9 protein-coding genes and 1 rRNA gene are annotated in these 15,447 nt (G+C 42.3%); 7 read left to right on the top strand and 3 right to left on the bottom strand.

Annotation, left to right across the window (positions count from 1 at the left end; all coding sequences use genetic code 11):
• Positions 1–7: 7 nt before the first annotated feature.
• On the top strand, positions 8–2,329 hold the full coding sequence (locus AACU25_RS08845; protein WP_096574814.1) for an OmpA family protein: 2,322 nt from the start codon (positions 8–10) through the stop codon (positions 2,327–2,329).
• 153 nt (positions 2,330–2,482) lie between these two features.
• Positions 2,483–5,302: an SdrD B-like domain-containing protein gene (locus AACU25_RS08850; RefSeq protein ID WP_096574815.1), complete on the top strand. Its 2,820-nt coding sequence runs from the start codon at positions 2,483–2,485 to the stop codon at positions 5,300–5,302.
• Between the two features lie 171 nt (positions 5,303–5,473).
• Here AACU25_RS08850 and AACU25_RS08855 read toward each other — a convergent pair whose 3' ends face one another.
• Together AACU25_RS08855 and AACU25_RS08860 are read right to left on the bottom strand one after the other, a co-directional pair.
• The gene (locus AACU25_RS08855; RefSeq protein WP_096574816.1) at positions 5,474–7,132 is read right to left on the bottom strand and encodes an adenylate/guanylate cyclase domain-containing protein; all 1,659 of its coding nucleotides are present in this window, start codon (positions 7,130–7,132) and stop codon (positions 5,474–5,476) included.
• A 549-nt stretch (positions 7,133–7,681) separates the two neighbouring features.
• Positions 7,682–9,610, bottom strand: coding sequence for a protein kinase domain-containing protein (locus AACU25_RS08860; RefSeq protein WP_096574817.1), 1,929 nt, complete (start codon positions 9,608–9,610; stop codon positions 7,682–7,684).
• A 164-nt stretch (positions 9,611–9,774) separates the two neighbouring features.
• On the opposite strand from AACU25_RS08860, the gene AACU25_RS08865 reads away from it, so the two are divergent.
• Entirely contained in the window at positions 9,775–10,269 is a 495-nt protein-coding gene (locus tag AACU25_RS08865) for a hypothetical protein (protein ID WP_096574818.1), read from the top strand.
• 116 nt (positions 10,270–10,385) lie between these two features.
• A complete protein-coding gene (locus AACU25_RS08870; RefSeq protein WP_096574819.1) occupies positions 10,386–11,306 on the top strand; it encodes a histone deacetylase family protein in 921 nt (306 codons plus the stop codon).
• Here the strand turns inward: AACU25_RS08870 and AACU25_RS08875 are convergent.
• Complete coding sequence (locus AACU25_RS08875) at positions 11,298–11,462, bottom strand: hypothetical protein (protein ID WP_190446025.1); 165 nt, start codon at positions 11,460–11,462, stop codon at positions 11,298–11,300. The two genes, AACU25_RS08870 and AACU25_RS08875, sit on opposite strands and share 9 nt — an antisense overlap.
• 671 nt (positions 11,463–12,133) lie before the next feature.
• Here AACU25_RS08875 and AACU25_RS08880 point away from each other — a divergent pair.
• The 3 genes from AACU25_RS08880 (at position 12,134) to AACU25_RS08890 (ending at position 15,222) form a co-directional block, all read left to right on the top strand.
• Positions 12,134–12,271, top strand: a complete 138-nt coding sequence (locus AACU25_RS08880; protein WP_045870255.1) for a hypothetical protein — start codon at positions 12,134–12,136, stop codon at positions 12,269–12,271.
• Between the two features lie 177 nt (positions 12,272–12,448).
• Entirely contained in the window at positions 12,449–12,898 is a 450-nt protein-coding gene (locus tag AACU25_RS08885; protein ID WP_096574820.1) for a tellurite resistance TerB family protein, read from the top strand.
• Between the two features lie 835 nt (positions 12,899–13,733).
• A 16S ribosomal RNA gene (locus tag AACU25_RS08890) occupies positions 13,734–15,222 on the top strand.
• Positions 15,223–15,447: the final 225 nt, after the last annotated feature.

Consider the following 15,447-nt stretch of genomic DNA (forward strand, 5'->3'; position numbering starts at 1 on the left):
GTGAGTGATGTCTAGTTTTAAAGTCCGTTGGTTACTAGATTTTCCACTGAGGAAAGCAAAAGATTACAAACAAAAAATAGAATTTAGCAACCAGAAATTACAATTTAATAGCTTAACGCCAAATCTCTCTCAAAATCTTCTTTCTTTGTGTACTTTGCGCTCTTCGCGGTTCGTTTTCCCCCTAACCCTCTGCCTCTTAACACCCGAAGTCGCCTTTAGCCAAACCCCCACTTTACCCTTACCAATTCCTCTGCGGGTAATAGTCAACAGCAACCAAGATGGTAATATTCAGCCAGATGCTCAGATCACCTTACGCGAAGCCATCGAACTAGTAAATGGTACCCTGACAGTTGCTCAACTCAGCGATGTCGAAAAAGCCCTAGTACAACCGACAACAGGCAGTTCGCGCATTGAATTTAATTTACCTCCAACCGCTAGCACCATTCTTTTACAGCAACAACTCCCAGATTTAGCCAGTCCGGGATTAGTTATAGATGGTGCTACCCAACCTGGATACGATGCTTCCGGTTCCGCCACAGCCGAAATTGCCATTCCCATTCCTGTAGTAGCGATCGCACCTGCACCAGGTAAAGAAATATTTCGCGGTTTAACTGTGGTTGCTGATGGCGTAACCATTCGCGGTTTGAGCATTTATGGCTTCAACGCCAGCCCCATTAAGCAGCAATTGGGAAATCTGTTAATTTACGATGGCATACCCAAGCCTGTAACTTTAACAACACCTCCAGGAGATATTGTCATTTCCCATCGTCTCCCACCTCCTAATACCAAGAAACAGCAGCCACCTAATAGTAATTTCCCCTTCTACAACCGGGATGTGCCACCCAAAAACGTGGTAATCGAGAATAACTGGTTGGGTTTACCTATAGATGAAAAAGTGCCAGAAGAGACTTCTGCTTTCGGAGTTTACGTATTTAACTCCCAAGGGACAACCATTCGCCGCAACCGCATCTATTACCATGATGGCAGCGCCATTATTACCTCAGTTCGGGGGGAAAATACCTTAGTCCAAGAAAATATCATTGTTAGCAACGGTTTGGCGGGAATGCCTGATGCTTTACGCATCGAAGGCGTAGTGAATAATTCCCAAATTACCAGCAATTTAATTTGTGCGAATGATGGCGCTGGTGTGTATTTATTTAAACCGGAAGGTAACTTGCAAATCCGCAATAACCGCATCACCTATAACGGCAGACGTTTGCGGCGGGCAGCAGTTTTCTTAACGGGTAGTAACCATCAAGTAACCAATAATGAAATTTCTTATCAAACTGGGCCTGGGGTAGTGGTAACAGCCTTTCCCCAAAGTCAACGCAACATTATTCAAAATAATACCTTTGCTGCCTTAGAAGGTTTGAGTATTGACCTGAATGGCCAAAGAAATTTAGATGTAAATGAGTGGCAAAGGGGAGATGGGCCCAATCCCAAACGCAATTCTGGTAATCGCCGCCTCGATACAGGTAACGCCGCTATTAATGCCCCAGAATTCACCACGCGGGAATTTCTGCCTACAGGTGATAGCGTCACCTTACAAGGTAAAGCCGATCCCGGTTCTGAGGTGACAATTTATCGCCTGGGTGATTATCAACAAGGTAAGCAAGCAATTTATCAAACAGGTTATGGCGCACTTAGCCAACCCTTAACTAGCGTAGCTGTGGATGAGAAGGGGAACTTTAGCGTTACAGTCCCCAATGTCAAAGTAGGAGATATTGTGAGTGCGATCGCTACCGATCCCAAATATGGCACATCCGAACCTGCGATCGCGGCCTTTATTGGCCCGAGAACTACTACACCCAGTCTCCCACCTGCCAGCAGACAAAATCCCGTACCGCAATGTACTTCTCGCCCAGTACCACCCGAACCAGTCCCACCCACAACCCCACCAACTTTAATTCCGCCTACCCCCATCAGGATACGCGTACCCCGGAACGTTCACTTTGCCTTAGATAAATCCTTCATTAGTCCAGAAAGTGCAAAAGTTCTGGATCGGGTAGTAGAAGTCTTAAAGCAATATCCCTCAATTATTATCGAAATTCAAGGTCACACCGACCCCCGCGCCAGCAACGACTATAACCTAGCCTTGGGTAGAAGAAGGGCCTTATCTACGAGAAATTACTTATTACGGCAAGGTATACCCCCAGAACGGATGACCATCCGCAGCTTAGGTGAAACTCAACGTGTCAGTGAAGGTAGTAACCGCGTAGATTACGCACGCGATCGCCGTGCCGAAATCATCTTCAAAGACGTAAGAGGCGTGGAAATCATCATTGAAGGCCAAGAACAAGACCTGCAATTAGAACCAGAACGAAGGTAGAGGCGATCGGGCATTTGGAATGGGGCATAGGGCACAGGGCATTGGGCATTGCTGATTTCTCCCTCATCCCCCTTATCTCCCTCCACTCTGCCCCCTGCCTCTTCCCCCGGCTTTTTGAGTAAAAAATTTTACAACTTGTTTAGGAAGCCAATAATGAAACCTTTATTAAAAAATGTAGTAAAACCCTTAAGGGGTACATTTCTGACATTACTGTTTACTGTGCCGCAGATTTCCTTGGGAGGCAGCTTTGCCGATAAAAAAGTTTTGGCGCAAGCACAACCCAGTTGTCCAGATGGTACACAACCCGCCACCTACGAGTGGACTCCTACCAATAATGTGGCAGATTTTTTAGCGCAAAACCTCGTTGCTAAAGGAATTCGGGCTACCTTCCAGTTCAGTGATAATCCTGGGCCTTTGGGAACAGTCACAGACACCGCGACTTTCGATCCCAACTCAGATAACCAAGTTACCAGAATTGACTCAGGCTTACCTCAAGATATTTACGGTGGGGTTCTAGGAACCCACCTGCGTTGGAATATTGGTTTGGGCAAAAACCCAGCACAAGGTACTTCCACACTCACTATTAACTTTGCTCAACCAGTCACTTTAGCCACTCCCCTGACATTTCTTGATGTTGATCGCGATGGCGCGCGAGATTTTGGGAGAGTTTTCCAAGATGTAATTACAGTGACAGGATTTAATGGCACTGCACCTGTGCCCTTAACAGGCACTGCCCTCGGCCCCAATACTAGAGTTACTAATAATGGTAATAGTGTCGTTGCCGCAGGGGTGAACGAAAATGCTTTCCCTGATTCAAGTAATGGTAACGCTGAAATTAGATTCTCTGGTGCTGTCAGCCAAATCCGAGTTGTTTACCAAGCAGGTAGAGAATTTGGTGAACCCGGACAGGATGAGACTGTCGGTCTGAATAGGATCAGCATTTGTCTAGCACCAGCTTCAATTGGTGATACTGTGTTCAACGACACCAATGCTAACAACATCCAAGACCCTGGCGAACCAGGAATTAGCGGTGTGCAAGTCAATGTCAGAAACAGTAGTGGTACTGTAGTTGGTACTGCAACTACCGATACTAATGGTAGATACATTGTCCCTAATTTAAATCCAGGACAATACACAGTTAGCGTTGCCCAAACACCTAGTGGTTTTTCACCTACTCTGACCCAACCCAATCCCATCACCTTGACTTCTGGGCAAAATTTCGACCAAGCTGATTTTGGTTTTACTCAACAGGCACAAGGTACAGGCTCTATTGGAGATTTTGTCTTTAGCGATACTAATGGTAATAATATTCCTGATGCAGGCGAACCTGGAATTGCTAACATTAATCTCGTACTCAGGAATAGTAACGGGAACGTAGTTGCTACAACCAAAACTGATGCGAATGGGGTTTATCGCTTTCAGAATGTCCCAGCTGGTAATTACACAGTTGCAGTTACCAATCCTCCGATTAACTTTACCCCCACTCTTACCCAACCTAATGCCATTAGTCTTGCTAATGGACAAAACATTGATACTGTTGATTTTGGTTTCCGTCCGCCTACTAATGGGTCGATTGGCGATACAGTTTTCACCGACACCAACGGTAATGGGACACAAGATAATAACGAGCCAGGTATTCCCAACGTTACAGTTACATTAAGATTACCAAATGGAACTACACAAACTGCTACTACCGATGCTAACGGAAGATACAGCTTCCCAGGATTAGCACCAGGTAATTATCAAGTAAGTGCCAATCCGCCTCAAGGTAATACTCTCACAACTGGTATCAACCCCTTTAATATCAATCTGCTACCAAGTCAACAACTTGATAGTGCTGACTTTGGCTTCCGTGCAGGTGGGTTTAATGGCACTAGCGGTTCTATTGGCGATACAGTATTCAACGATACTAACAGTAATGGTAGACAAGACGCTGGCGAAGCAGGCGTTCCTAATGTTCCCGTCACGCTGACTAGTCCAGGGCCAGATGGCTTATTAGGCACTGGTGATGATACTACTCAAACAACAACTACTAACGCCAACGGTAATTACACTTTCTCTAATTTACCAGCAGGTAACTATCGAGTTGCGATCGTGCCTCCTTTCAATTTGCCACAAGTTACCACTGGTAGTTCTCAAATAGAAGTGAACCTGCAATCCGGTCAAGCATTGACTACTGTTGACTTTGGTCTGCGGCGACAACCAGGTAATGCTGTTGGTGATTTGGTATTTAACGACCAAAACAATAATGGTAGACCAGACCCTGGCGAAAGCGGAATTCCCAATGTCAACATCACTGTTAGAAATCCTAATGGGCAAATAGTTGATACTACTACTACCAACAATAACGGTAACTTCATTTTTACAGGCTTACCACCTGGTAACTATACCTTAGAAGCCACCCCACCCCAGAATTTCACACCCACAACACCGACCAGTGTGCCAGTAAATTTGACTGGTGCTAATGCCGAGATTGATAATCTAGACTTTGGTTTTGCTTCTGGGACAGCCAATAATACAGGTGTACAACTAGTCAAACGGATTACTGCGATCGCCAGAACCAATGGTCAACGCATTCAATACAATACTTTTATTGATGACCCCAACGATCAAAATGATAATGTCATCAGACCCGCACCTCTGGGTCAATATGAGGTGCAAACACCCATAGCAAGTGGTGATGAAGTAGAGTACACCGTTTATTTCCGCGCTGGTCAGTTATTAGAAAATCTCAATTTCTGTGACTTAATTCCCTCTGGAACAACTTATGTAGCTAATAGTATTACTGTAACGGGCAGTGGTACTGGTGCAGATCAAGGCAGATTTTTCTCGCCTCTCACACCCTTAGCATCAATTCCGGAAAGTAACGCTTGCGAAAATACCAATAATCCCAACGGTACAGTAATTGTCAGGTTGGGCAATGTTCCTAATGGTCAATCAGGCGCTGTGAGTTTCCGTGTGAGAATCGACTAACAAATAATTACTAATTCGTAATTAAAAAAAGTAGATTTGTCACAATCTACAGTAATTATGAATTATTAATTATCGAATAGGAATTTCAAAAAATGCAACAGATAGTAAGGGCACAACATTGTTGTGCCCTTACCTATAATTTATCTGTGAAAAAGGTTATTGGCATTAATATCACTTAATCATACCTGTATTCGCAACTCCCCCAATTTGAGAATGTTTAGATGGTAATAAATTCCAATTTAGGCGATAGAGTTGTAACGGCTGGTCTTGACCTTTAACTTGCACAAGTGGCATTTTTTCTACAGGTAAATTTCTAGCTTGAATCCGCTCAAATGTAGTTTGAGAGATAACTATTTCCCCTGCTTGAGCAACATTGCAGATTCTACTAGTGACATTTGTGGTATCCCCAATAGTAGCGTACTGAATCAGTTTTTCTGATCCGATATTTCCTGCTGCTACTTTTCCGGTATTCAATCCAATATGAATTTGAATTGGTTGTTTACCTTGTTGCAACCACTTTTGATTTAACCGCATTACTGCCCACTGCATATCAATTGCTGCTTGTATGGCTCTTTCTGTATCATCTGCTTTGCGATAAGGCGCACCCCAAATCGCAAATAAGGCATCCCCAATATATTTTTCTAAAGTACCTTCATATTGAAAAACAATCTCTTCTACCATCACCTCGAAATATTCATTTAGCATCGCAATTACTTGGCGCGGATGCATAGTAGAAGACATTTTTGTGAAATTACTAATATCAGCAAATAAAGCTGTAACTTCAGTATCAATAATACCCAAAGTTGTTTCTTCCTTCAGTTTTTTTCTCACAGGTTCGGGAAAGAAACGCTCTAGTTTATTCCGCATTACTGCTTCTGCTTCAATTTTCTTGTAGAGATTGGCATTATCAATGGCGATCGCAGCTTGATTAGCTAAAGCAGTCAAGAACTCTACATCTTCGTCAGAATAAACATCTGACATCGATAAATTATCAACATATAATACCCCAATTACTTCTTCTCTGGGTTTGAGCGGAATGCACATTGAGGCCCGAATAGCTTGGACAAAAATAGATTCGGAAGTATGGAAGCGCTGATCTAAGCACGCATCTGTGGTGACAACAGCATTGCCATTTTGATATACATGATTAGTAATATTTTTGCTATAAAATTGATTTTCTATAGAAGTTCCTGAACGCAACTTTGCTACTCTTTGTTCCAGCTGCTTCGTTGTGTCATTAACCAATAAGATCACTGCTCGGTCTACATTGATAATCTCGAAGAGTAAATCCAGAATTTTTTCTAACAGGCGATCGGGTTCTTCGGGTGAGGAAAGTTGTTTGCTGACCTCAAGTAAAATTTTTAATTTATCTACAGTGCGTTGATTACTACCACGTTGTGATAGCCTTAAGAGAGAATCTCTTCTGCCTGGAGTATCCAGTAAATCTTGAATGTTGAAGCGACCTTGTTCAGTGGAAAACTGTTTAATGATTGTTTCCGGAATTGGCTCTTCTTCACAACCATCATTTACAGGTGTGGTGTTAAGTTTTTCTATAAATTTGAACTCTACGTTCCCACAATAAATTGAATCTCCATCCTTGAGTTCATATTGGTCAATTTTGACCTCATTTACAAAAGTATGGTTCAGACTTTGCAAATCTTTAATAGTAATGCGATCTTCTACAATTGTAATCTCTGCATGGTAACGGGATAAACTCTCATCTCCGATGACAATTGTATTGTCTCCGCTACGGCCAATAGTGTTCATCCCCACAATTAATTGATGAACTCTTTCTTGAGGAGTTTTAGGAGCGTAGATTAAATATGGCATATTCCGCCCTCACTTTTCCACATTCTTGAAAATTTCTGTTCCGGATTCAAGGATAAACTCTACAATATTAATAGTATTAAATTCACTATTCTCCCTAATCATTTCGGATTTTTTAGATTACTAACTATAAAATTTGCCATCAATTTATAGGTAAATTACGCAATTATAAGTTATCCAATGCTGATAACACAAAATCATGACAAACTGACAAGACTCCATAAATTCAGAATAACTAATGACACGAAAAATAGCACATAACAAAAAATTGTTATCCCTACTATGGTTTACAGTAATCGATAACTAGTTATGTAGTTTAATAATTAATCAATCTTGGTCTAAATATAAATTATCAAAAGATACTTTAGCCGCTTCACAGCCAAGCAATTTTGTACTTTTTGAGCATGATAAATAAACACCCTCTTAGAGAAACTGTGTAAAATATTGCAATCTGATACTACTTTATGTGATCAGTAGCCTGGTGTAAATATTTGTCTGGAAGTTGATTAACCAAGTGTAAAAAAAGAGGGTTTCAGCCTCATTCATAGATAATTACAAATTGTTACGGTTATTTTCACCAATAGGTGAATTATTTATATTATTTGTTTTTTCTTTTTTGGGTAGGTTATTATTATCTTTTTTCTCAAATTGGCTTAATCCTTGTTTAGCTATATTTTCAGCCGCTTGTTTAAATACTGGTTCTAATTTATCTTGCCAGTATTTGATATTTGGCAACTTTTCGGGATGTTTTTGATAATCTAAAACCTTATCCCATTGACCTTGCGCCAATGCCGTATTGATATCATTAAATAAAGCATCTGCTTTCGCCCAATCTTGTTGCCATTGAGCAATCATCGCCGCAGTTTCTTTAAAACCCGAAGAAGCTGTTTGTGGGACAGATTTTAGCAGTGCGATCGCTCCTGTCAAATCGCCTGAATCATATTTCTTTTTGGCTTGCTCCAACACCTTAGCTGTATCAGCATCATTCTGTGATGGCTCTGATTTTTCTGAGTCATCTGTAAAAGGTTTGGAACTAAAGGGGTCTGATTCACTATGTGATGTCGTTGTAACCCCGCTAGATTGAGGCTTTGGCTTCGGTAGCGGTCGAGATGCAATCAGTTTATTATCATCAACTGTATTAATTGCAATACCCCTATCTCGCAAACAAGAAACCCATTGTTCATTATTGGCGATCACATCTGAATGTGCCCAAGCTGTACGTCCAGAGTTAGCTTTCACTTCTACCCAACCCTGTTTTGTGCGGTTACCAGTAACCTCAAATTTAGTGTCACGCTTCACTGTCTGCACAATACTGTCAGAGGTGATTGCTCTTGGTTCCGAACGAATATTAGAATTGCTAACCACAATAGCTAAACACTTGTTTTCGGCAGTTGTATCGTTACCAGTTAAATGAGCAGCAAAATTTTTCACGCTGGGATACACATTTGTTACCAAAGCTGCTGCACCACCTGCCAACAACAAACCAATTATTAAAGGTAATGGATCAGGTTTGCTCCCATCTTGACGCGCAGGTTTCCCAACTGCTTTGTTAGCTGGTGCAACTGCAACAGTTTGCTGTGGAGAGACTTGAGACGTAGTTTTGCTCTGTGGGTAGCTAGAATTTTGACGGGGTTTTACTTGGGAAGCTACAGCTACAGCAGGTGTCAATGCTCTACAAGCTTGCAATGCTTCGGCTGCACTTTGGTAACGGTCTTTAAAGTGGTAACGTACCATCTTATTTAAGACTGCTGCTAACTGAGGATTCACAGAAACTGAATGCTGCCAGATAATTTCGCCTGTATTGGGGTCTTCTTGCAAGGCATTTGCTGCTAATCCTGTTAAAGCTTGAATAGCAATGATACCTAATGAATAAATATCACTATTAGGACGAGGTTTACCTTGTCCTTGTTCTGTAGGCATATAGCCAGGAGTACCAATAACTACTGTAGCTGTTGGTTGTCCTCCAGGCGTAACCAAATTTGTCCGCAATTGTTTAACTGCGCCAAAGTCTACTAAAACTAACTTATTGTCACTAGCTCGACGGATAATATTATCTGGTTTGATATCCCTATGAATCACGCCTTGGCTATGTACAAATTCTAAAATACCCAACACTTCCTGCAATAACTGCATCACCCGATCTTCACCCCAGCGCTGATCGGGTAAAAGTTCCTCACTGAGGGTATTTCCTTCAATAAATTCTTGTACTAAATAGAATTCTTGATTTTCATCAAAGTAAGCTAAAAGTCTGGGTATTTGGTCGTGCTTGCCCAAGATTTCTAAAGTTTCCGCTTCACTATTAAACAAGCGCTTGGCTGTTTCAAAAACTTTGGGATCTGAACTAGCAGGTTTCAGATGCTTAACAACGCAAATGGGATTACCTGGCCGTCTAGTATCTTGAGCAATATAAGTTTGCCCAAATCCTCCCGTAGCCAGGACTGCAATTACTTGGTAACGATGATCTAGAAGCTTGCCAATCATAATCCCTCCCCAGTGTTAACACCTAATTTTCCAGATGCTAATCAATATCTCCAAATTTTCCTGCATGAAATCCGCTATCTTGAGAAAAGATTTGAATCAAAAATGCAGTTTTTTAATAAATGCAGATTGTTAATTTTTGTTTAAGCAGCCTTTTTTGATTAGCAATGCCACCCAAAATCAACAACTCTGTCGCATGGCAGCAGGCTGAAATTCTCATGCAGCCTGCCTTTATCCGCGTGGTCGATAATATTCGCAAGCAACTAGATGTGTCTTCCTGGAAAGGAACGTATCATGATGTCTTGATTTGGCCTGCTAGCACCACCGATCAGACAAAAGCAATTGTGACTCAGCTGTTGCAAGAAATGGAAACTGCAACACCAGAACAAGCAGATGAGATTAAAGAGAGTCTTTCTCGTCTGCCAATGCCCCATCCAGGATATCATCTACGTTTACAGCGTCAAGAGCAGCAAGTAAATATCGATTTGTGGGAACTATGTTATCAAGTGTGTTTTCTTAACTACAGTCCCGAAAACCCTAATTCCGTAGGTGTTGATATTGATAGTAGTTTAATTGATGAAACCGGAGAAGTAGATTGGTTAATTTTGGAAGCGAAAACTAAAGAGTTAGTTGAGCAATTGTTTACCAATTTGCCTGAGTAGGATGGGGGGAATAGGGATTGGGGACTTAAGACTGGGGACAGGGAGACAAATTTCTATTACCGATTACCAATTACCCATTACCCAATGACAAACACCAAACACCAAAAACCTAATTTATGCTACCAGTCATTTATTCTGATGAGTTTCTAGAACACAAAACTGGAAATTACCATCCAGAATCACCACAACGTTTAACAGCTATTGTCAAAGCCTTAAAGCAAGCGCCTTTTGCCGAAAAACTGATCTGGCGATCGCCTACACCAGCATCAGAAAATCCAGCACTAATGCCGATGTTATCCAAAGCCCATACTCCAGATTACATCGACAAAGTCCATCGGATTGCCTTTGCTGGAGGCGGTTATTTAGATGGCGATACACCAATTTCCCCCCGCAGTTATGACGTAGCATTATTAGCAGTTAGCGCTTGGTTGGATGGAATCGATGTAGTTTTATCCACAGAAAACCCAGCTTTTGTGCTATCTCGTCCCCCAGGACACCATGCAGAAAGTGATATGGGTATGGGATTTTGTCTATTTTCTAATGCGGCGATCGCTGCCTTCCATGCCCTACAAAAACCAGGGATTAACCGTGTGGCTATTTTAGATTGGGATGTACATCACGGCAATGGTACTCAGGCGATCGTGGAATCTGAAGCACAAATTGCCTATTGTTCGCTACATCAATATCCTTGCTATCCCGGAACTGGTAGAGCATCCGAACGCGGCTTTCATAATAATGTCTTAAATTTACCCGTACCACCTGGTAGCACAATGGCAGTATATCAGCCGCTCTTTGAAAACAAAGTTCTCCCTTTTTTAGCCAATTTTCAAGCAGATCTATTAATTATCAGTGCTGGTTATGATGCTAATGCCGAAGATCCCTTAGCCAGCGTTAATTTACAACCAGAAGATTACGGTTACTTGATCAATTATTGTTTAGGCTACACTCGCAAAATTCTTGTTGGTTTAGAAGGTGGCTATGATTTGCCAACCCTTGCTCAATCTGTGGTAGCAACAATCGAACCCTGTTTAGTATAAAGCTTGATCGATAGACAAACCAATCAGAGTGGCATGATAAATTGCGTAGACGCAAAGCGGTGAGGTAGTGCGTTGGGCGGGTTCCCCGACTTGTTCGCGTAGCGTCTCCCCTTGGGAGAAGCAACTACCAAACCCGGAGGGCTTTTCGTTAGACATCGCTCATCGAAATGTAAAGAAATATGTATCTCCGCTACAACCAGCAAAGCAAATTAGTCGATGTTGGGATTGATTTCTGTAGCAAATGCCACTAAAGTCAGCGAAAAAGCAATCTTTACAAGTTAGAGGTGAGGAATTAGTCTAGATAGGATTTTTATGTGAGTTATGATTCTCTGAAATTTTGTACTTTCTGCGATCGAGAAGCTTTATATTGCTTTTTCGAAAATCTCAAGCTGAATAAATTTTATAAATAAATTTTTAGGTAAAGCTAATAACACAATTACCTAGTAATTCTTTCGTAAATAGTCTAAGTAAGTTTTAAAAGAATTTTATCTCTCTAGGCAGGTTTCACAGCAAAATATTGCTAATTACTTCCATAGATGATAATTCTATTCGTGTTTTTTATTGTTGCTATGGAGACTTAAGTGCTAAGTATTATTTCTAGAAATGAGATGTACATTTTTTTAACAGCAAATAATTTGCAGTATGGTATGCAACCAAATACCAACAAAATTCATGGAATCTTCAGAAAGAAAAACTTTGAGATGTATTTTGAAAGAGCTAAAGTTTTGTTAAGATGCAAATGCTAGGAGCTTTTCAACGGAATACACCTCTCAGGGTGTGGAGAACTAAAAAGCACTAGCAATACAGAGTTATAAAGGTGAAGCATAATGACCACCTACATTTTTTTCAATGAAGCCCTTCAGATGCTGGCTAATGCCTATCTCATCTCAGCAGTAGTGCTAATAGCAGCTTCTGGTATAGGTTTAGCAGTAATAGAAACGATGGAGAAGACCGGAGAACGCTAAGTTCTCACCTGGCTTTTCGTTCTCTCCGAAAACCCATGACTTATATATGTTCATTGTGAAGAAATACTGGGAACAATAAACCATAAAAGTCTCACAGTGTTGCAGATTCACCTGAAAGTTGTTGAACATACAGGGTACTGCTCCCCTATTGAAGACTCAATCAAGGAGCGCACTACTATGGGTTTATTAGACACGGTATTGGGTACAGAAAGCCAGGCTCAACCAACACTCAGTCCATCAGAGGCTTTTGCTGCTATTACTCTCGCTGCAACAGCAATAGATGGCGATCTTGCGGAAAATGAAGCTCGTTCTATTGCCTCGGTTCTATCTCGGTCTAAGCTTTTTAGAAACTATACTGACGAGATGATGAACAAGCTGTTTGATAAAATCCTTGGCATCCTCAGGCGGCGGGATGGCATAAATGTTTTATTTAATTCAGCTAAACAAACTTTAACCCAAGAATTGCGCGAAGCAGCTTTTGCAGTAGCTACAGATTTGGTACTAAATGACGGAATTTTGACAGAAGAAGAAACTAATTTTCTCAATGATCTGTACTTATCTTTGGGTATTTCCAGCGATCTAGCGCTACAAATTGTGCAAGTTGTACTAATCAAAAACCGTGGCTAAATATAATTTAGCAAGCTGATTTGCAATTATTATTGCTTTTATATGTAATTATTTAAGCTTAAACTGCATCCATGCTAATTCGGTAGTCCATCGCCATATCATAATTTGTTGGTTCAAAGTCTTAGCTTTAAAGCATCAGAGGTATCGAAGGACAATATTTTCAGCTTTCAGCACAGATTTGCCAAATTATAACTGATTAGCCAGACATGATATCAACACGCTATCTCCTCTTCATCGATTTAGCAGATATGAGGCAAATTATGTTTTATGGTGTGCTGCTTAATATTTCGAAAAATAAACATCCTATGCATCGTTAATCTTCCAACGATCAGGTTTTGTCTTGAGATCAAGCACTCATCTTTGGAATATTTTGAAAAATAAGAGTTTAGTAAAAGTCGCACACTTAGGTTTGTAGCTGCATAGCCTATTTCATGCCGAACATCTGAGTAATGAGTAGAGGTGAGTTGAAGCGTAACAGGGGGATTCGCATGAGATAAATACTCAGCCATAGTTCAGGCTGACTCAGATATTAAAGAAGAAAAAACGCCAAAAGGCTTAACCCATAGAGGTTTACTGTCGTAGTGCAGCAATGGTAGAGAGTGGGTTGGAAAAAAAGTTGACAAAAGGGTTGACGAAACAGAAAAAGAGTTGTTAATGTAGATAAGTGCTAAGGCGGAAAGATGCCAAAGCAACCGAACCGAGAAAAACAAATACTTTGAAAGCTTCAGAAACAATCCTCGTCAATTAAGATTGTTGGGTTAAGACCCAAAGAAATCTGAAAAAAGAAATATAGGATTCCGAGACATAAAGTCATCGGAGCCACAAGCTCGAAATCAAAATGGAGAGTTTGATCCTGGCTCAGGATGAACGCTGGCGGTATGCTTAACACATGCAAGTCGAACGGTCTCTTCGGAGATAGTGGCGGACGGGTGAGTAACGCGTGAGAATCTAGCTTCAGGTCGGGGACAACCACTGGAAACGGTGGCTAATACCGGATGTGCCGAAAGGTGAAAGATTTATTGCCTGAAGATGAGCTCGCGTCTGATTAGCTAGTAGGTGTGGTAAGAGCGCACCTAGGCGACGATCAGTAGCTGGTCTGAGAGGATGATCAGCCACACTGGGACTGAGACACGGCCCAGACTCCTACGGGAGGCAGCAGTGGGGAATTTTCCGCAATGGGCGAAAGCCTGACGGAGCAATACCGCGTGAGGGAGGAAGGCTCTTGGGTTGTAAACCTCTTTTCTCAGGGAAGAAAAAAATGACGGTACCTGAGGAATAAGCATCGGCTAACTCCGTGCCAGCAGCCGCGGTAATACGGAGGATGCAAGCGTTATCCGGAATGATTGGGCGTAAAGCGTCCGCAGGTGGCTATGTAAGTCTGCTGTTAAAGAGTGAGGCTCAACCTCATAAGAGCAGTGGAAACTACATAGCTAGAGTGCGTTCGGGGCAGAGGGAATTCCTGGTGTAGCGGTGAAATGCGTAGAGATCAGGAAGAACACCGGTGGCGAAAGCGCTCTGCTAGGCCGCAACTGACACTGAGGGACGAAAGCTAGGGGAGCGAATGGGATTAGATACCCCAGTAGTCCTAGCCGTAAACGATGGATACTAGGCGTGGCTTGTATCGACCCGAGCCGTGCCGGAGCTAACGCGTTAAGTATCCCGCCTGGGGAGTACGCACGCAAGTGTGAAACTCAAAGGAATTGACGGGGGCCCGCACAAGCGGTGGAGTATGTGGTTTAATTCGATGCAACGCGAAGAACCTTACCAAGACTTGACATGTCGCGAACCCTCTGGAAAGGGAGGGGTGCCTTCGGGAGCGCGAACACAGGTGGTGCATGGCTGTCGTCAGCTCGTGTCGTGAGATGTTGGGTTAAGTCCCGCAACGAGCGCAACCCTCGTTTTTAGTTGCCAGCATTAAGTTGGGCACTCTAGAGAGACTGCCGGTGACAAACCGGAGGAAGGTGGGGATGACGTCAAGTCAGCATGCCCCTTACGTCTTGGGCTACACACGTACTACAATGCTACGGACAAAGGGCAGCGAGCTAGCGATAGCAAGCAAATCTCATAAACCGTGGCTCAGTTCAGATCGCAGGCTGCAACTCGCCTGCGTGAAGGAGGAATCGCTAGTAATTGCAGGTCAGCATACTGCAGTGAATTCGTTCCCGGGCCTTGTACACACCGCCCGTCACACCATGGAAGCTGGCAACGCCCGAAGTCATTACTCCAACCATTCGTGGGGGAGGATGCCGAAGGCAGTGCTGGTGACTGGGGTGAAGTCGTAACAAGGTAGCCGTACCGGAAGGTGTGGCTGGATCACCTCCTTTTAGGGAGACCTACCCAACTTTGAAATCGAAAGCAAACAGTGAATAGAGACAAAGATGGTCTACTCTAGGTCGGTCGAGATTGATGAAGAACTTTCAAAGTATTGTGTGTTCGGTAAATAAAAATGATTGCAAACATCAAAAGGTAAAATCAGCAATTGACTCTTTGTTTAAATAGTCAAACTGCTGGAATAATTCCAGCCAGAACCTTGAAAACTGCATAGTAAC

It is taken from the genome of Tolypothrix tenuis PCC 7101, assembly GCF_963874875.1.
Lineage (GTDB): Bacteria > Cyanobacteriota > Cyanobacteriia > Cyanobacteriales > Nostocaceae > Aulosira > Aulosira tenue.